A 17,676-nucleotide genomic window follows, 5' to 3' on the forward strand; every position below is an offset into this window, starting at 1 on the left:
AACTTATAAATATATCTGCTGTGCTTATTATACTATACTGATAAATTGAAGTCTTCTATACAATCAATACATATTTTGAATTTTAACTATAAAAAACCTTGAATAATACCAAAGAAATATATAAAATAGAATCAATTGTGTTATTTTCTATAATTAGTTATAATCGTTAGGAGATTGAATATGGATAGAAAAAAAGGATTTTCTTTAGTAGAGTTAGTAATTGTTTTAGCTATTATGGGAATTTTATCAGTAGTAGTTATTCCTAATTTTAATAAATTTAAAGAAGAAGCTAAATCTGTTGCCAAAAAAGCTGATATTAAAATTTTAATGGATGCTGCTAGACTAGCTATGACTAGTGGTGATTTAGAAGAAAGTGAAGATTTCAACTTATTTAATATGGATAGTTTAGATAGTGATGAAATAGAAAAGTATGCTAAGAATAATAAAGAGCTTTTAGAAAGCAAACTAGTTCCTGAATATTTAGATCATATTCCCGATTTTAATAATAAAAAAACTAAAACTATTTATGATTTAAATACTGATTCAGGTAAAGGAAATGCTATAGCTGATGCACTTGCGTCTATGTTAAATAGTAATAAGGCAACTTTATCTTTTGATTATTCAGATAATCATTTTTTTAGTTATAATGGTAAATCTACTTATTTAATATCTGATTATATTCCTGGATTGAAAGATGAAATAGTAAAACAAGCAGGCTTATCAAAATTTCCAGATCCAAGTACAACTGATAAGAATTATTATCTATATAGAAGTACTTCAGAAACTGGACTAGTAATAATAAAAATAAAAAGCCCGTCAGCCTGGGAAAGTCTTTCTGGTATAAGACAAGTTGACGGAAAATGGTACAGAGCAGAATATAATAGTTCTAGTGGTTGGAGTATTTAATTTTTTTTAATTCCCAAAATAAAATACATTTCTTCATTGTCAATAACTTTATCAATTTTAAAATAATTTTTCATTAACGATGTAGTTATTTCAGCTGATGGTAGTCTATCTTCTTTTACAGAATCCTTGGTTTTATGAAGAGCATTTATTTGTTCCTTACTTTGAGAATGTGCAATGATTATTTTTCCATCTTTATTTAATAATGAATGAATATGTTTTATCAATTTTTCTTTGTCAGGAAAGTGAGGATAAGCTGAATATATAAAAGCATAATCATATCCGTTATTTTTGAAGTTCATTATGTTGCAAATATGAAAATTAATTCTATCATCATGAAATTTACTCTTAGCAACTTTTATCATATTTTCTGAAAGGTCAACAGCATCTATTGACTGAACATTTCTCTTCAATAAATAGGGAATCAACACTCCAGTTCCTGTCCCTATATCAAGTACTTTTGTATCTTTTGAAACCTTACTTAATTCCATTATTTTATTAAGTTTTGTATCATCATGGTACACTGTTTCATCCCATTTTTCAGCCATTTCATTAAAAAACTTTTTATTATCCATCTAATACTGATCCTCCCTTTATTTCTAATGCTTTAATTATAACTGGAATCAATAATAATTGAACTACTATTCCAGGAAGTGCAGTAACTGTACAGGTAGTTATAAATATCTTAAAAACAAAAGTCTTTCCTACAAAAGACAATAAAATAAAATTTACTATTGCAGAAACTAATCTTCCTAAAATCATTGATATAAACAAAACACCCAAAACATTGATTCTTTTTTTGTTATATAATACTCCAGCTACAAAACCATATGTAGCAAGCTCAAATGCCATTGCAACTCCAATTGGAAATAATGGGGGCATTCCTGTGGTCACAGCACTTAATAACGGGGTAATGAAACCTACTAATGCACCATATTTCTCACCTAAAATAAACCCACACAACATTACAGGTATATGCATAGGCAAAAATACTTTACCCGCAATTCCAGCAAAATGAAAAGTAAATGGAATAATAATTCCTAATGCTAAAAAAAGAGATGCTTTAACTAAATTTGACGTTTTTGAATTCATTTTGTCCCTCCTTACAAAAAATAAAAAGGCAGAGCTTTAAAACTCTACCTTCATGGTCGAAAATTTTTTATATTTTATTTTAGATATTTATATAAACAAATCTTTTAAAGATTTCAATGTATACTTTCATAGTATACAAAATTTATTTTAGCATAAAATATTTATCTTGTACATAAATTTCCTTTGATTGTATATAATTGTTTTATTATAAAACGTCTTTATATTTTTCAATATAGTAACCTTTATTTTTTACAATTCTATTAAGAATTTTTATCAACTTATCAATCTCTAAATAATTATTATACATTCCAAAACTAATTCTAACCATTCCTGGTAGCGGTACATCATGGTTATGATGATAATATTCTAAATCTTTATTTGTCAAATCCAATAATTTTTCAACATATGGGTGAGCACAGAAAAGACCATTCCTCACAGCAATTCCTGCTTCATATGAAAGTATTTTAGCTACTAAATCATGATGAATTCCTTCAATATTGAAAGATATAAGACTTACACGTTCCTCATCTTTTTTATCATAACAATATAATTTTATATCAGGAATATTTCTCAACCTCTCTATTGCATAAGTAATTAAATTATCTTCATATTTATGAATAGTTTCCATTCCAATAAGGCTTAAAGTTTTTATAGCTGTCATCAAAGCTGCAACTCCCATAATATTAGGTGTTCCTGCTTCATCTTTTGATGGAGGCTCATTCCATTCAATAAATTCGTGAGAAGCTAATCGAACATCTCCACCACCTTTGTAAACAGGTGGAACTTTCTCAAAGGTTTTCTTAGGGCCAATCAAAACACCTGTACCAAATGGTGCATACATTTTATGAGCTGAAAAAGAAAGATAATCTATATGTTCCGGTGAATCATATTCCATCATATCAAAAGGAGCATGAGGAACTAATTGTGCCCCATCAACAAGAATTTTTGTACCATATTTGTGTACTAATTTTGCAATCTTATACACAGGGTTTATATATCCAGTAACATTTGATGCTCCTATAACAGTAACTAGTTTAACTTTACCTTTATACTTTAATAATTTTTTTTCTAAATCATCCATAGATAACCTTCCAAATTTATCTATATCAACATAATCTACTTTGAATTTATCTCTCCAAGGCAAATCATTTGCAAGATGCTCCATATAAGTTGAAAGAATTACTGATTCTTTATCTTCATGACATAATGTATAAGAAAGCATATTAATGGATTCGGTACAATTTTTTGTATAGATAACAACATCTTTAGTACTGTGAGCATTTACAAAGTCTCTGATAACTTCTCTCCCGTGGTCATACAAATTTGACGATAATACTGATTTATATCCTTTCCCTCTATGAATAGAAGAATACCAAGGAGCAAAATTGTTTATTTCAGCCATAACTGAATAAAGTGGTGGTGTAGTAGCTGCATTATCAAAGTTTATAGCTGTGACATATTTTCCATTTTTTAAAGGTATTTTTGTTTCTGTACCTACTACAAAACTTCTCAAATATGAGCTAAGATTGCTATTATTCATAAACTTCTCCTGTTTATTACTATAAATACATTATATTTTAGAAGTAAATGAACTGTTACGAATAATCATTAACAATTTTATTAATTTCACTAATTTCCATAGGTTTGTAATAGTAGTACCCTTGAATAAATTTACATCCAAATTTACTTAAAAATTCTATTTGTTCACGTGTCTCAACACCTTCAGCTATTATATCTATATCAAGCGAATCTGCTAAACTCAAAAGTCCCTGAACCAGCTTTTCATCTTTTTGATTTTTTCCGATTCCATCAATAAAAGTTTTATCTATTTTTATGCTATTAATAGGAAAAGATCGTAAATGATTCAATGAAGAAAAACCTGTTCCAAAATCATCTAAAGACACTGAACATCCATATTCCTGTATTGATAGAATTTTTTTTAAAGCATTATCATAATTCTGGAGAATAGATGTCTCTGTTATTTCAAAAGTAAAATGATCAGATGGAACACCAGACTCATTAATAACATTTTTAATTTTATTTATAATATCTTTTTCCATCATAGTTTTCGAGGACAGGTTTATAGAAACTTTATCAAAGGGATATACTCCATGTAAGCTTTTCCATGTATTCATTTCTTCACAAACATGCTTTAACATATAAAAATCCACAAGACTTGCTAATCCATATTTTTCAGTAATTGGTATAAAACAACCCGGACTAATCACTTTACCTGATTTCTTCCATCGAATTAAAGCTTCAGCACTTTTTACTGAATCCTTTTCTACTGATACTATTGGATGATAATATACTATAAACTCATTATTTTTTATAGCATTAATTATTTCAGCTTTCATATTCATTTCCATAACACTAATACTTTCTGATTTTTTATTGTAAAGTTGAAAACCATTTTTACCTTCTTTTTTAACATTATACATAGCTATATCTGCTTTTCGAAGTAAAGATGTTCTATTTTCACCATGCTGTGGGAAAATAGCTCCACCTATACTAACAGAAATATAAAAATTATTATCATCAATTTTTTTTACCATATTGAATTCTTCAATAATATCTTGCGCAAACTCAAATACTTCCTCTTCACTATTAACGTTTTCAACAATAGCAAGATACTCATCTCCACCTAATCTACCAATAAATCTATTTTCTGTACCAAATTTTTTTAATCTATTTGCAATATAAATAAGCACTCTATCTCCACATTCATGTCCATATACATCATTAATATATTTAAAATTATCAAAATCCAATAAGAAAATAGCCATTTGTTTATTATATTTAGTTGCTTTTTCAATTCCCTTTTCAATCTTTTCATTAATAGCTCGTCTATTAGGTAATTTGGTTAAAAAATCTTTATAAGCAATATTTGACATTCTTTTTAGAGCAATTCTTTTATCTTTAAGTTCTTGATGTATTCCAACAGTAATAATTAAAAACCCTATAACTAGAAATATTTTTTCAAATACAAAATTTGTCCACTCAGGAATAACGATAAATCTCAATTCATCAAGTGTATCTGTGAACATTGAAATTGAAAAGAAGCACAGTCCTGTTATAAGCGAAAAATTCTTTGACTTCAATAATACATATATCCAAAGTGTTAAAACACACACCAAAAATCCTTCCATTAAAAATTCTATAAAATTCACTTCCAAATTTTGTAGAATGGATACAATCCCACTTATTATCAAAAAAATTGGCATTAGTAGTACGAAAGTAAATATCATTAAGCGCTGTCTTCTCATAGTTATTATTTCCTCATTTCCTATATACTACTAATATTGTAGCAAAATATATGTTTTTGGACAATATCTGCAAATATGAGTTTACTACTACTTAAAATAATATTAATCAATAAAAAAACCTATAGTCATATTTAAACTACAGGTTTTCTTATTAGGTTTTTAGTTATTAATTACCCTTCAAATACTATTTCTTCTTTCTTTGTTCTATCATTTGAAGAAATCCATTCACTCTTATTTTCTTTTAATTTTCTAATTATTAAAATTAATAAACCAAAAGCGATAATAATAAATATTATTGACATGATCATATTGAAATCGCTCTCTTGAGGTAATGTATGGCTTAGCAAGACAGCAATAGAATTATTAATTGCATGAATAACTATTCCACCCCATAATGAGTTTGTATAATAGACTGCTATACCTGCTAACACACCTAAAATAAAAGTAGGTAATGCTTGTACTAAATTCATATGATATAAACTAAATATTAAAGCTTGAAGAATTATTGCAGTTTTTATTCCAATTGTAGAGTATAATTTTCTAAATATATATCCTCTAAATAAAACTTCCTCACATATTGGCACAATAATCCCAACATTTAATAATGTTATAAAAAAAGATCCATTAGTAACTAAGTTAGATAAAGACTCTGATGCATTTTGATCTAATTTTTCCAGACTTAATAAACTTGCAAGACCCATAGAGAACATAAATGCACAGCAGCCTATTAAAACAACATATTTTATATGTCTTGATTCTAGTTTATTTACTTTTAGTTCAGTCAAGAAACTTTTTCTTCTTATTAAACAAATTAAGAAAATCAATAGTACTGAAAGCATTGCGCTTATAACAGTAATAATATCTAAATTCTGCATAATTGCTACTTGAACATTCTCTGTTAATTCTAATTGACTCATTCCTTGAGAAAGAGCTTTTATACTATAAATTACTCCATAGCCGAAGGATACAACTATTTGTAACATAAATGCCATACATAATACTGCAAATATTTTAAGAATCATCTTTACATATTTCATTTTTTTACACTCCTTATTTAAAATCTCTTTTTTTCCATTTCTAAACTACTATTTAGATTATCATTTAATTAAATTTTTATCAATATTTTTCTGTAACCTATCCATTTCAAACCAAAAGCAAACACCTTTATCTACAATTCTTACGCCATAAGAATTATTGTGAGCTTCTTGAATGGCTTTTACTATAGATAACCCTAACCCATGACCACCTTTTTCTCTTGTTCTAGCCTTATCTATTTTATAAAAGCTATCCCATATTTTATCTAAATCTTTTTCATTTATTGCATCTGCAGTATTGAAAACTTCAATTCTAATATTATCTTTTAATTTTATCACGCTTATTTCTACACTAAGATTTTCATCAACATAGTTTATTGCATTAGTTATATAATTAGTAAATACTCTTTCCATCATAAAAATATCTGCAATTACTTTAATAGATTCTATGGTATTTACATTCAATTTTATATCTTTATCTCTGAATATTTTTTTATATTTATTCAGTATCCCAAGTATAAAGTCATTTACTTCAAATTCAGTTTTATGCAAAACTTTATCACCGAATTCCATTTCATCGATGTTTAATAAACTTTCTACTAGTTCATTCATTTTTAAAGATTCATCAATAATAACATCACAATAAAAATCGGATTTTTCTTTATTCTTTGTAACATTTAGCTTTAATCCTTCTGCAAAACCTTGCATTAAAGCTAAAGGGGTTTTTAATTCATGAGAAACGTTATTCAATAACGCACGTCTTTTCTCATCCAATCTATTCTTTTCCTTAATTTTATTTTCAAGTTCCTTATTTTTTTCGTTTAAAGAATTAATAGTCTTTGAAAGTTCAATTGACATTTCATTTATACTTTCTCCAAGCTGCCCAATTTCATCATTGGAAAGAACTTTACAAGAAGTATCAAAGTCAAGAGTTTTCATACGTTTAGTTGCATCATTCATTTCCCTTATAGGTTTTGTAAAATAATTTGAAACTACATAAGCAAATATCATTGCAATAATAAATACAATAACTCCAATTATCAATAAAAAATCATTTGATAATTTTATATTAGTTTTAATAGACTCAATAGGAATTCTTAGTTCAATAATATTTCCATTATTTAATGTTCCGAACAATAAAAGATTTCTATTACCTAAAATAGTATCATTAGCCCACACAAAACTAGTTTTATGATTAATCATTTCAATTTTTCTTATTTCAATTTTAGGGTTAGGAGGAGCGTTTTTAGGTTTTTGTATAGTAGGATTAAACTCTCCACCATTAATATTCATTATATCCATTAATTTATTTAACAGTTTTTTATCAGCCATGAAAATATTAGATTCATAAACTATATCCCCTCGATTATCCAGAATCAATATATCTGTATTAGCTTTAGTCTCAATAGAAAGAAACTCCAATATACTATCCTCATAATTATTTGAGTTTATAGAATTAATAGTACTATAATGCTCCACTAATTTTTTCTTCTGTTTATATGTATAATAAGATTCCAGTAATAACGTATTTGCCAATAACAAAAGACTAACTAAAATAACAATAAGTGTACCTATTTGAAAAAAGAGCTTCTTTTTTATTGAACTCATTCTATCACCTCAAATTTATAACCATACCCTCTTACAGTTCTTATATAATCGCCTGCTTCTTTTAGTTTTATTCTCAGTCTATTAATATGTGTGTCTACCGTACGATCTGTTCCTTCATAATCATAGCCCCAAACATTATTTAAAAGTAGTTCCCTAGTAAGGACAGTTCCCTCATTTTGAACCATAAATAGTAGCATTTTATATTCAGTAATACTAAGTTCTATTTCATTATCTTTAGATTTAACTAAATGTTTATCAGTATCAATTATTAAACTCCCTTTATTCAATTTATTATTGTCTTCATAAGTTCTATTCATTAAAGCATTAACTCTTGCAACTAAAATTGAAGGACTAAAAGGTTTTTTAATATATTCATCTGCTCCCTTTTTAAAGCCATTTAGTTCATCATTTTCAGTGTTTTTAGCTGTGAGCATAATTATAGGAACCTTACTAACTTTCCTAATTTCTTCGCACACTTCCCAACCATTAAAATATGGCATCATTATATCTAAAATCACTAAATGTATTGTAGGCTTATCTAAAAATCTTTCAATAGCTTCTTTGCCATCCCCAACCTCAATAATTTCATAACCTTCGTTAGTCAAAAAATCAGAAATTAGTATCCTCATTCGCATTTCGTCATCTGCTATTAAAATTTTCTTTTTCATAAAAAACACCCCACTTTATTAGTTAAGAGTTAAGAGTTAATGATGATTTTCGTGCAGAAAATCTTTAACTAAGCCTTGTTAGCTTTCTTAACCTGGTTAAGAAAGTACTTAACTAACTTGAATAATATTCTTTTGCTGATTCAAAAGGAATTATTTAATCATTTGTATGATTAAAAACTTTCACTTCAGTGAAAGGTGTCCTAAACTCTTAACTCTTAACTCTTAACTTTTTTGTAGTATCTTGAAAACTATAATTTAAATCTATTTTATACATTTAAGTTTATATAAACTATGTTACATCCATATCACATTAACATCAACAAAAATATCCCTGTGATATAGTTGTGACATTTCTAAAGTAAATTGTATTCAAGGAAAACTTATAGCGATTACAGCTCAAGGAAAGGAGGTAATAATATGGATTTGATAAAAGCTAATCGGCATGAACTTAAATTTACCATTAGTGATTTAGATTGTTTAGTTTTAAAGAATAGATTAAGTAAAGTATTGAAAAGAGATAAAAATTGTCCTGTTGAGGGCTATAACATAACAAGTTTATATTTCGATGATTTTAAGAACAGTGCTTACACTCAAAAAATAAATGGTGATGCTATAAGGCACAAATATCGAATACGTTTCTACAATGATGATACCACTTTTTTTAAACTAGAAAGAAAATCAAAAGTTCATCAAATGACTAAGAAAGTGTCCGGAATTCTAACGAAAAATGAAGTGATAAATATTTATAATAGTAACTTCCAATTTTTAAAAGAAAAAGAAACTCAATTATTTAAGGATTTTTATTTACAACTAACTCATAGTTTTATCAAGCCAAAGGTAATTGTTAAATATAACAGACTAGCTTTTGTTCACCCAGTAGGTAATTTAAGAATTACATTTGATTCTAATGTAAAAACATCTAGTAATAAAATAAATATTTTTGATAAAAATCTAAATTATAGACAAGCTACTGGTTTAAAGGACGTCATTATGGAGATAAAATTTAACGGTGTTCTCCCAAATCATATAAAAAGTCTTATTCAAAGTGGACATGTAATGGCATCATCATCATCAAAGTATGTTTATTCGAGAAAATACAATTATAATTTTTAGGAGGTATATTTATGTCATTTCAAGATATTTTTAAGAACAGTTTTTTAGAAAGTGCAACTAGTTTATCTGCATTAGATATAGGTATTACATTATTATTATCATTTATAGTTGGGTTATTTATATTTCAGATTTATAAGAAAACTTACCAAAGTGTTGTTTATACAAAGAGCTTCAATCTTTCATTGGTTATGATGACAATGATTACTTCATTAGTAATAATGGCAGTTACTTCAAATGTAGTTTTATCCCTAGGTATGGTTGGTGCTTTAAGTATTGTTCGTTTTAGAGCAGCTATTAAAGATCCTATGGACATCGTATTTATGTTTTGGTCAATTGCTTCTGGAATTGTGACTGGTGCAGGGTTCTATCTGCTTGCAATAGTTGGTTCTTTCGTAATAGGCATGATACTTTATATATTTAATTTAAATATAAAAAGTGAAACTCCATATATTTTATTAATTAATTTTGAAAATGAATCTGATGAAACTAATGTTATAAATAAAATAAAATCAAAGGTAGATAGATATTTTGTAAAATCAAAAACCGTTGACAGTTCACAAATAGAATTGACAATTGAATTGAGAATAAAAGATGAAGAGATGAACTTTATAAATGATTTGAGACAAATTGATTCAGTTTCTCATGCTATGTTAGTTAGTAGTAGCGAATACTCTAGTTAGATTGAAGGTGATTAGATGAAATGGCTTAAAAGCTTAGCAGCAACTCTATTAGTAGTTTTTGTATTAGTAACATTGGATTTTGTTCCTACTATCTCAACTAGTGCAACAGCTGAGAATAATAATACTACCATTGATAATATAATCTTTCCTCATGATAAAGTTATAGATGTTAATATTCAAATTGATGAAGATGTATACCAAGAAATGAATGCTAATGCCATGTCTGAAGAAATTGTTATGGCAGATATAACTTACAATGGCTATACATTTAGTGATATTGGTATACGACCAAAAGGAAATTCTAGTTTGAAATCTGTAGCTAATTCTGAGAGTGATAGATATAGTTTTAAAATTGACTTTAATTATTATTTAGAAGATCAGAGTTTTTATGGCATAACTAAAATCAATCTCAATAACTTATTTTCTGATTCATCAATGATGGCAGAATATTTAGGTTATGAAATGTTACAAGATTTAGATGCTGTTTCTTCTAGAACTAGTTATGTTGCCTTATCTATTAATGGAGAATATTTTGGTTTATATTTAGCTGTGGAACAAGTAAATGACTCTTTCTTAGTTGAAAACTTTGATAATGATTTAGGTGAATTATACAAACCTGACATGGGAACAGGCTCAGATTTATCATATATCTCTGATGATGGTATGGACTATACTGGAATGTTTCCTGAGAATATGGAAAACTATGATAATGAATCACTAGCCGAACTTATAAAAATAATAGAAACTGATGGCGATTTAGATTCAATATTTAATGTAGATTCTTTCTTAAAGTATTTGGCTGTTAGTACCATGAGTATACATCTAGACAGTTATCAAGGTGGTATGTTCCATAATTACTATCTATACAACAACGACGGCATCTTTGAATGGATTTCTTGGGATTTAAATATGATTTTTAATGGATTTCCAATGTCAAGTTTAACTGATTTGGAAGCCACTGAGTTTTTAATTGATGAACCAGTAAAAGGTTCAATGGATAATTACCCATTAATCCAAGCTATTTTTCACAATGAAGAATATGTAGAAAAATATCATGAATATCTTCAAGCTCTATCAGAAGGATATCTAGAAAAAGATACTATAAATGAAAAAGTATTATCTGTATACGAAATGATAAAAAATTATGTTGAGATAGATCCAACCTCTTTTTACTCATATGAAGAGTTTGAAAAAACTTTGTTTCAAGATGAAGGCGAAAGCATAAGTCTATTAAACTTTATTGAAAAGAGAGTAGATAATGTATCAAAGCAACTTTCATCAGAAATTCCTAGTACCAATAACGGAGATGGTAATACCGGAACTGGTGATAATGGACGCAGGTCCGGTAAAAATGGTATGGGTCAAAAACCTGAAGGTATGGAAGGCAAAATGCCTAATGGTATGAATGGTCAAAAAGCCGATGGTACCAACGGTGAGAGACCAGAAGGTATGAATAATAAAATGCCAGATGATATGAAACAAATGAACCAAGAAAATGGTACAACTTCTACTGAACCTATTGATCCTACAACCAGTTTTATAAATACTATTGGATTGTTAATAATGACTATTGTAATGATTGGAACAAGTGTAGTTTTATCTAAAAAATAATAAGACAAAAGGATGCAGGTATGTATCCTTTTGTCTTATTTAATTTAGCTTAATATTTTAATTCAGAAAGATCAGTCAAATGCTTAATTACTGTTTTTTTCACTTAAACTTTCAATCATCCTTATTACCTCTGAATTTAGGCCTTCAACCCCTTTATAAGAAACTATTTCATTACATTCTTTTAGTTTGAATTTAGCTACTCCATTTTTAAGCATTTGTGCTTGACTTGAAAGTTCTTCACTCGCAGCAGCTGTTTCTTCTGATGTTGCTGAAGTAGTTTGTACAACATTAGCTATTTGATTAACACCTTGATTGATTTGCTCAACCCCTAATGCTTGTTCATTAGAAGCAATGGCTATTTCACTAACTAAATTAGACGCTTTTGTAACACCATTAACAATATTATTAAGTGCCTCTGCTGTAACATTAGCAATTTTAGTCCCATCTTCTACTTTTGCTATAGAATTTTCAATCATTATTGTTGTTTCTTTAGCTGCATTGGCAGAACGTGCTGCAAGGTTTCTGACTTCTTCAGCAACTACTGCAAAACCCTTACCATGTTCTCCAGCTCTAGCTGCTTCTACCGCTGCATTAAGAGCTAAGATATTTGTTTGAAAAGCAATTTCATCAATAACCTTAATAATTTTAGAAATATTATTTGAAGAATCATTAATTTCAGCCATTGCTGTTAACATTTCTTGCATTTGTGTATTTCCTTCAGCTGCATTAGCTTTAGCTATCTCTGCAAGATTATTAGCTTCATTAGCATTTTGTGCATTTTGTTTAGTTTGTGCAGCAATTTCTTCAATAGTTGCAGTTAACTCTTCCACTGAACTTGCTTGCTCAGCAGCCCCTTGTGATAGGGACAAACTTGAATCAGAAACCTGCCTAGAACCGGTAGCCACTTGATCAGATGCATTATTAATATCTAATAAAACGTCATTTAAAGAATTAATTATAGTATTTAATGAAGTTTTTATTTCTTCAAAATCTCCTTTATATTCTCCAGAAGTTTCAACCTCTAAATTCCCCTCAGATATTTGTAACAATATATGAGATATTTCTCCTACATAACTAGATAGACTTTCAATTGCTTTTTTGAAGTAATTATTTATCTTCATAAAGTTTTCTTTATCTTCAAGAGTATACTCATCTGCTTCAGCAACATTGAAAGCAAGACTTAAATCTCCCTCTGAAAGTAACTGAAGATTAGTAGCAAGTTTTTCCACCTCAGTATTCTGATAATTCTTCTTTCTTAAGTCCTCAGTTATATCTCTTATAAGTTCTATATGACCTATTTTTTCACCATCTTTATTGTATAAATATGATGTATCTATATTAAAATTATGATTATTTTGTTCAAATTTAGTCTGAAATATATTATTTTTTAATCTTGCGATACCACATTCTTCTGTATTACATATATGTGAGTTCCAATTAGAACATTGCTTTCCAATTATATCTTCTTTATTTACATCAATAGCTCTTGTCACTGCTTTGTTTATGAATGTCCAATTCATATCTAAATCTGTTACTGATATAGGATTAGGTATAGAATTCAATATACTCTCAAACCAATAAATTTTATCTACCACTGTATCAAGTGTATCATTTACACCTTGTACTATTTTTTTATAACCACCATTAAATTTCTCTATATCACCTCGTGTATCAAATCTACCCTCTACTGCTTCTGTTGTGAGCATGTTAGTTTCATCAACAAGATTTCTCAATGTCTCAACAACTAGTTTCATACTATTTGCCAATACATCATTTTCAGACTTTGATTTGACTTCTATAGAAAGATCTCCATAAGCAATTTTTTCAGCTACAGTAGCTTGATCTTTGATATTTTCAATCATTCTTTCAAAAGCTGTAGTAAGCATTCCAATTTCATCTTTTGAAGTTGCTTCAACACTTACATCAATATCACCTTTTGCAAGTTTATCTGAAACTTGTACTAATTTTTTTATAGGTTTGCTAATATTGTTTGATATAAATAGTCCAAGAATAATAGCTATCATTACACCTAGAATTACCACTACAATCATGGTAGTCGACGCGGAGTTAGCAATTACTGTATTTTGTTCCGATGTTGTAGCAGCTTCATTTACTAATTTGTTAGAAAGAGCTTCTATACAGTACCCTACATTCATCACATTATTTTCTACTTCCATATTGGACACCAACTTAGATGCATAACTATCATTGTGTTTATATTCCAACAATAATTCATTCAAAGAATTAGAAAGCTCACTTGTTGCAGTTTGAAGTAGCTCATATATCTTATTAGACTCATCTAATTTATTTCTTGATTCTTCAAGTTCTATTATTTTAGTATTAATTGATTTTAAATCTCTTTCAATCTGTTTATACTTACTATCACTCAAAATCTCATTATCGCCCAAAATCATCTCGTTTATTCCACTTTTTATTGTTTGAAAATTTATTAATATTTCATTACACTTTGCTATCGCAACAGTATTATTTGTATATAATTCTTTACTCTTACCGTCTATCTTTTGAATACTAATTACACCAATTATACCTACTATCGCTGAAATCATTGCTATAAAGATGAAGGAACTAATAAGCCTTGTTGATATTTTAAAACTTCTTAACCGTTTCTTATTTTTTTTGATTTTCTTAGACTTTTCTACCTTTTTCTGCTTCCTAAATACTTTCATAATTGCTTCCTCCTTAATTTAGATATCATAAAAAATTCTTAAATCTACAGAGAGCTTACAGTAGAGCTGATTTCGATTACATAATGGTGAATTTATTACTATTTTTAAGTAATTATGGTTGGTATATACTTATCAGCATATATATTATATTACATGATGTATTGATTTCCTAGTATTTCCTTGTTATTTCTATAATATTTTGTATTATTATGTAATTTTTCGTATTTATTTTTGTTTATTATTACAATACAATTTGAAATTTCATTAACTTTAAACCATCTTCAATAATGCTTTTGTATACCTTGACTTTTTATGTATGTTTTGTTAAAATAATCACAAAGATTCAAATATTAAGACTTTATTGTTTTTTTATTTGAAATAAACTTCTAAATCTGACAGAGAAGATTTTTTCTAATCTGAAAGGGAATTAGATATAGAATTGCATCAATCTTTTTTTGTGTAAATACTAACTTTCCCTTTTGGGAAAGTTTTTTGTCGTTAAAGAAAGGGATCCTATGAAAAAACTAAAAGGGCTTTTATTACCATTATTACTAATATTTGTATGGATGATTGTAGACAGGCTACATATTTTTAATAGTTATATCATCCCCTCTCCAACAACTATATTAATTACTACTATAGAACTTCTCAAATCCGGTGAGCTTGCTAAAAACTTGATGATTAGTTTGAATAGAGTTATTGTTGGATTTTCAATTACATTTTTAATTGCATTTCCCCTTGCTATATTTCTTGGTAGAAGAAAAAAAGTTTTACCTTATGTTGAACCATTTTTAGAATTTATGCGACATATTCCACCGATAGCAATGATTCCAATATTAATACTTTGGCTTGGAATTGGTGAATCTTCTAAACTTGTTATAATCATATTAGCCACTTTTTTCCCAATTTTTTCTAATACATTAACAGGAATAACAAATTACGATGAAAAACTCTTAGAAGTTGGTGAAGTCTTTCATTTTAGTAATATAGATAAATTCACTAAAATAATATTTCCACAAGCATTACCTTCTATTTTAACCGGAATTCAACTAGGCCTTGGATATAGTTGGAGATCTTTAATGGGTGCAGAACTTGTAGCTGCATCTTCTGGTATTGGTTATATGATAATAGATGCAGAGCAGCTTTCCAGACCAGATATAGTAATAGTAGGTATATTATCTATAGGAATTTTAGGATATGCAGTAGATTATATCTTTTTAAAACTTTCAAAAAAAATATTGAATTCTTACGGAAAGGAATTTTAATATGTCAGGATTAATACTTAAAAATCTTTGTAAAACTTATGAAATTGAAAATAAAAAAGTTCATGCATTAAAAAATATAAATTTAAATATTGCTAAAGGAAGCTTTGTTACTATAGTTGGTAAAAGCGGTTGTGGAAAAAGCACTTTATTAAGACTCCTTTGTGGTTTAGAAAAAACTTCATCAGGTTCTATTGAATTTACAAATAATGATAACAATAAATCGCCTAAAGTTTCCATAGTGTTTCAAGAACCACGACTAATGTCTTGGCTGACTGTAGAAGAAAATATGGCCTTTTCTCTTAATAATTGCAAAGATAAAACTTATATAAATAAGACAGTAGCTAAATACTTAAAATTACTTGGACTTTATGAATTCAGAAAAGCTTACCCTTCTCAAATTTCAGGAGGGATGGCTCAAAGAACAGCTCTAGGGCGAACTCTTTGTTATGATCCAGATATCATTTTAATGGATGAGCCTTTAGGTGCTTTAGATTATTTTAATAGGCAAAAACTTCAAAATGAATTAGTTAATATCTTTACAAAAACAGGTAAAACAATTATATTTGTAACTCATGATGTTGATGAAGCAATCTCTTTAGGCCAAAAAATTATAGTTTTAGATGATGGTTATTTAAAAGATACTATTGATATTAATATGAATTATTTCAGAGATTCAAACAGTACTGACTTCTTGAATTTCAGAAAATATATTTTAAACAAATTTAATAATTTTTCAGAGGAGGATTTAAATGAAATTTTTTAAAAAAGGTTCTATATTAATAAGTGTGTTATTGCTTATAACTTCTGTTGGAGGTTGTTCCGAAAAGGAAGTGCCTAGTTCAGTTTCAGTTGATTCACCAAAAACAATAAATATATCCTATGTTAAAGCACCTTTGAATGTGCCTTCAATAATTGAAAAGAATAAAGAACTTTTCGAGAATGAGTTTTTAAATGATGACATAGAAATCAACTATCCAGAAATTACATCTGGTGCAAAGATGACAGAAGCAGTAGCAGCTGGTTCTCTAGATTTTTGTAACGCAATCGGCGCTACTTCAGTTATATTGGCTGCGGCTAATGGGGTTGATATAAAAATAATAGGTGTATATAGTAGAGCTCCAAAAGCTTTTTCTATAATGGCTAAAGATCCATCTATAAAAAGTATAAAGGATTTAAAAGGAAAAAAAATCGTTGGCCCAAAAGGAACAATACTTCATCAATTACTTGTAGGTGCTCTTGTTAAAGAAGATTTATCCCTTGATGATGTAGAATTTATTAATATGGGTATAGCAAACGGAGTCTCAGCTCTTCTATCCGATAGTGCCGATGCTGTCCTAGTTGCAGGTGCAGCAACTGATAATGCTAAAGAAAATGGTGCTCATATAGTAACTACTGGCGAAGGTATATTAGATGCAACTATAGTAATAGGGGCAAGTGGAAAATTCATAGATACTTATCCTGATATAGCTAAGCGATACTTAAAAGTACATAATGAAAGTCTTGAGTTTATGAAAAAAAATCCAGATGAAACTTTTGAATTAACATCAAAAGAAACTAAACTTTCTTTAGATCAGGTCAAAAAAATGTATTCTTTATACAATTTTGATCCTACTATTTCAGAAAGTGACATTAAGGAATTAGGAAAAACACAAGAATTTTTGAAGGAAAATGGCATGCTTACTAAAACTATAGATATTAAAAGTTTAATAGAAGATTTGAATGATAATAAGTAACACTAAAAATCCATAA

Annotated in this window: 15 protein-coding genes; 7 read left to right on the plus strand and 8 right to left on the minus strand. The window is 28.1% G+C overall.

Going from position 1 to position 17,676, the window contains the following annotated elements; all coding sequences use genetic code 11:
* Positions 1 to 180: 180 nt before the first annotated feature.
* Positions 181 to 906 (plus strand): type II secretion system protein, encoded by a 726-nt coding sequence (locus tag ACQ3F0_RS14145; RefSeq protein WP_428865962.1) that lies wholly within the window; start codon positions 181 to 183, stop codon positions 904 to 906.
* On the opposite strand, the gene ACQ3F0_RS14150 is transcribed toward ACQ3F0_RS14145, so the two are convergent.
* From ACQ3F0_RS14150 to ACQ3F0_RS14180, 7 genes are all read right to left on the minus strand, one after another.
* Complete coding sequence (locus ACQ3F0_RS14150; protein ID WP_428865963.1) at positions 903 to 1,478, minus strand: class I SAM-dependent methyltransferase; 576 nt, start codon at positions 1,476 to 1,478, stop codon at positions 903 to 905. The two genes, ACQ3F0_RS14145 and ACQ3F0_RS14150, sit on opposite strands and share 4 nt — an antisense overlap.
* Positions 1,471 to 1,995: an ECF transporter S component gene (locus ACQ3F0_RS14155; protein WP_428865964.1), complete on the minus strand. Its 525-nt coding sequence runs from the start codon at positions 1,993 to 1,995 to the stop codon at positions 1,471 to 1,473. The genes ACQ3F0_RS14150 and ACQ3F0_RS14155 overlap by 8 nt, the downstream gene beginning before the upstream one ends.
* A 205-nt stretch (positions 1,996 to 2,200) precedes the next feature.
* Positions 2,201 to 3,535, minus strand: coding sequence for an aminotransferase class V-fold PLP-dependent enzyme (locus ACQ3F0_RS14160; protein ID WP_428865965.1), 1,335 nt, complete (start codon positions 3,533 to 3,535; stop codon positions 2,201 to 2,203).
* A gap of 55 nt (positions 3,536 to 3,590) precedes the next feature.
* Positions 3,591 to 5,261: a putative bifunctional diguanylate cyclase/phosphodiesterase gene (locus tag ACQ3F0_RS14165; protein ID WP_428865966.1), complete on the minus strand. Its 1,671-nt coding sequence runs from the start codon at positions 5,259 to 5,261 to the stop codon at positions 3,591 to 3,593.
* Positions 5,262 to 5,431: 170 nt separating this feature from the next.
* Positions 5,432 to 6,298 (minus strand): CPBP family glutamic-type intramembrane protease, encoded by an 867-nt coding sequence (locus tag ACQ3F0_RS14170; RefSeq protein WP_428865967.1) that lies wholly within the window; start codon positions 6,296 to 6,298, stop codon positions 5,432 to 5,434.
* 60 nt (positions 6,299 to 6,358) lie between these two features.
* A complete protein-coding gene (locus ACQ3F0_RS14175) occupies positions 6,359 to 7,903 on the minus strand; it encodes a sensor histidine kinase (RefSeq protein WP_428865968.1) in 1,545 nt (514 codons plus the stop codon).
* A complete protein-coding gene (locus tag ACQ3F0_RS14180; protein WP_428865969.1) occupies positions 7,900 to 8,571 on the minus strand; it encodes a response regulator transcription factor in 672 nt (223 codons plus the stop codon). Before ACQ3F0_RS14180 ends, ACQ3F0_RS14175 begins: the two co-directional genes overlap by 4 nt.
* A gap of 417 nt (positions 8,572 to 8,988) precedes the next feature.
* On the opposite strand from ACQ3F0_RS14180, the gene ACQ3F0_RS14185 reads away from it, so the two are divergent.
* Genes ACQ3F0_RS14185 through ACQ3F0_RS14195 form a run of 3 tightly spaced genes read left to right on the plus strand, consistent with a single transcriptional unit; the run spans position 8,989 to position 11,975 of the window.
* Entirely contained in the window at positions 8,989 to 9,684 is a 696-nt protein-coding gene (locus tag ACQ3F0_RS14185) for a polyphosphate polymerase domain-containing protein (protein ID WP_428865970.1), read from the plus strand.
* 11 nt (positions 9,685 to 9,695) lie between these two features.
* Entirely contained in the window at positions 9,696 to 10,364 is a 669-nt protein-coding gene (locus ACQ3F0_RS14190) for a DUF4956 domain-containing protein (RefSeq protein ID WP_428865971.1), read from the plus strand.
* A gap of 15 nt (positions 10,365 to 10,379) precedes the next feature.
* Positions 10,380 to 11,975, plus strand: a complete 1,596-nt coding sequence (locus ACQ3F0_RS14195) for a CotH kinase family protein (RefSeq protein WP_428865972.1) — start codon at positions 10,380 to 10,382, stop codon at positions 11,973 to 11,975.
* An 83-nt stretch (positions 11,976 to 12,058) separates the two neighbouring features.
* Here ACQ3F0_RS14195 and ACQ3F0_RS14200 read toward each other — a convergent pair whose 3' ends face one another.
* Positions 12,059 to 14,662 (minus strand): methyl-accepting chemotaxis protein, encoded by a 2,604-nt coding sequence (locus ACQ3F0_RS14200; RefSeq protein ID WP_428865973.1) that lies wholly within the window; start codon positions 14,660 to 14,662, stop codon positions 12,059 to 12,061.
* 515 nt (positions 14,663 to 15,177) lie between these two features.
* Here ACQ3F0_RS14200 and ACQ3F0_RS14205 point away from each other — a divergent pair.
* The 3 genes from ACQ3F0_RS14205 to ACQ3F0_RS14215 are packed head-to-tail and all read left to right on the plus strand — an operon-like array spanning position 15,178 to position 17,660.
* Positions 15,178 to 15,927 (plus strand): ABC transporter permease, encoded by a 750-nt coding sequence (locus ACQ3F0_RS14205; RefSeq protein WP_428865974.1) that lies wholly within the window; start codon positions 15,178 to 15,180, stop codon positions 15,925 to 15,927.
* Position 15,928: 1 nt separating this feature from the next.
* On the plus strand, positions 15,929 to 16,690 hold the full coding sequence (locus ACQ3F0_RS14210; RefSeq protein WP_428865975.1) for an ABC transporter ATP-binding protein: 762 nt from the start codon (positions 15,929 to 15,931) through the stop codon (positions 16,688 to 16,690).
* Positions 16,677 to 17,660, plus strand: coding sequence for an ABC transporter substrate-binding protein (locus ACQ3F0_RS14215; RefSeq protein ID WP_428865976.1), 984 nt, complete (start codon positions 16,677 to 16,679; stop codon positions 17,658 to 17,660). The genes ACQ3F0_RS14210 and ACQ3F0_RS14215 overlap by 14 nt, the downstream gene beginning before the upstream one ends.
* The last annotated feature ends 16 nt before the right edge of the window (positions 17,661 to 17,676 follow it).

This window comes from Clostridium sediminicola, from assembly GCF_050402865.1.
GTDB classification, from domain to species: domain Bacteria; phylum Bacillota; class Clostridia; order Clostridiales; family Clostridiaceae; genus Clostridium_AF; species Clostridium_AF sediminicola.

Coding starts and splice junctions, on each gene's coding strand:
- ACQ3F0_RS14215 (WP_428865976.1), top strand. CDS start 16,677: ATGAAATTTTTTAAAAAAGGTTCTATATTAATAAGTGTGTTATTGCTT.
- ACQ3F0_RS14155 (WP_428865964.1), bottom strand. CDS start 1,995: ATGAATTCAAAAACGTCAAATTTAGTTAAAGCATCTCTTTTTTTAGCA.
- ACQ3F0_RS14195 (WP_428865972.1), top strand. CDS start 10,380: ATGAAATGGCTTAAAAGCTTAGCAGCAACTCTATTAGTAGTTTTTGTA.
- ACQ3F0_RS14200 (WP_428865973.1), bottom strand. CDS start 14,662: ATGAAAGTATTTAGGAAGCAGAAAAAGGTAGAAAAGTCTAAGAAAATC.
- ACQ3F0_RS14180 (WP_428865969.1), bottom strand. CDS start 8,571: ATGAAAAAGAAAATTTTAATAGCAGATGACGAAATGCGAATGAGGATA.
- ACQ3F0_RS14190 (WP_428865971.1), top strand. CDS start 9,696: ATGTCATTTCAAGATATTTTTAAGAACAGTTTTTTAGAAAGTGCAACT.
- ACQ3F0_RS14210 (WP_428865975.1), top strand. CDS start 15,929: ATGTCAGGATTAATACTTAAAAATCTTTGTAAAACTTATGAAATTGAA.
- ACQ3F0_RS14165 (WP_428865966.1), bottom strand. CDS start 5,261: ATGAGAAGACAGCGCTTAATGATATTTACTTTCGTACTACTAATGCCA.
- ACQ3F0_RS14170 (WP_428865967.1), bottom strand. CDS start 6,298: ATGAAATATGTAAAGATGATTCTTAAAATATTTGCAGTATTATGTATG.
- ACQ3F0_RS14185 (WP_428865970.1), top strand. CDS start 8,989: ATGGATTTGATAAAAGCTAATCGGCATGAACTTAAATTTACCATTAGT.
- ACQ3F0_RS14205 (WP_428865974.1), top strand. CDS start 15,178: ATGAAAAAACTAAAAGGGCTTTTATTACCATTATTACTAATATTTGTA.
- ACQ3F0_RS14175 (WP_428865968.1), bottom strand. CDS start 7,903: ATGAGTTCAATAAAAAAGAAGCTCTTTTTTCAAATAGGTACACTTATT.
- ACQ3F0_RS14145 (WP_428865962.1), top strand. CDS start 181: ATGGATAGAAAAAAAGGATTTTCTTTAGTAGAGTTAGTAATTGTTTTA.
- ACQ3F0_RS14150 (WP_428865963.1), bottom strand. CDS start 1,478: ATGGATAATAAAAAGTTTTTTAATGAAATGGCTGAAAAATGGGATGAA.
- ACQ3F0_RS14160 (WP_428865965.1), bottom strand. CDS start 3,535: ATGAATAATAGCAATCTTAGCTCATATTTGAGAAGTTTTGTAGTAGGT.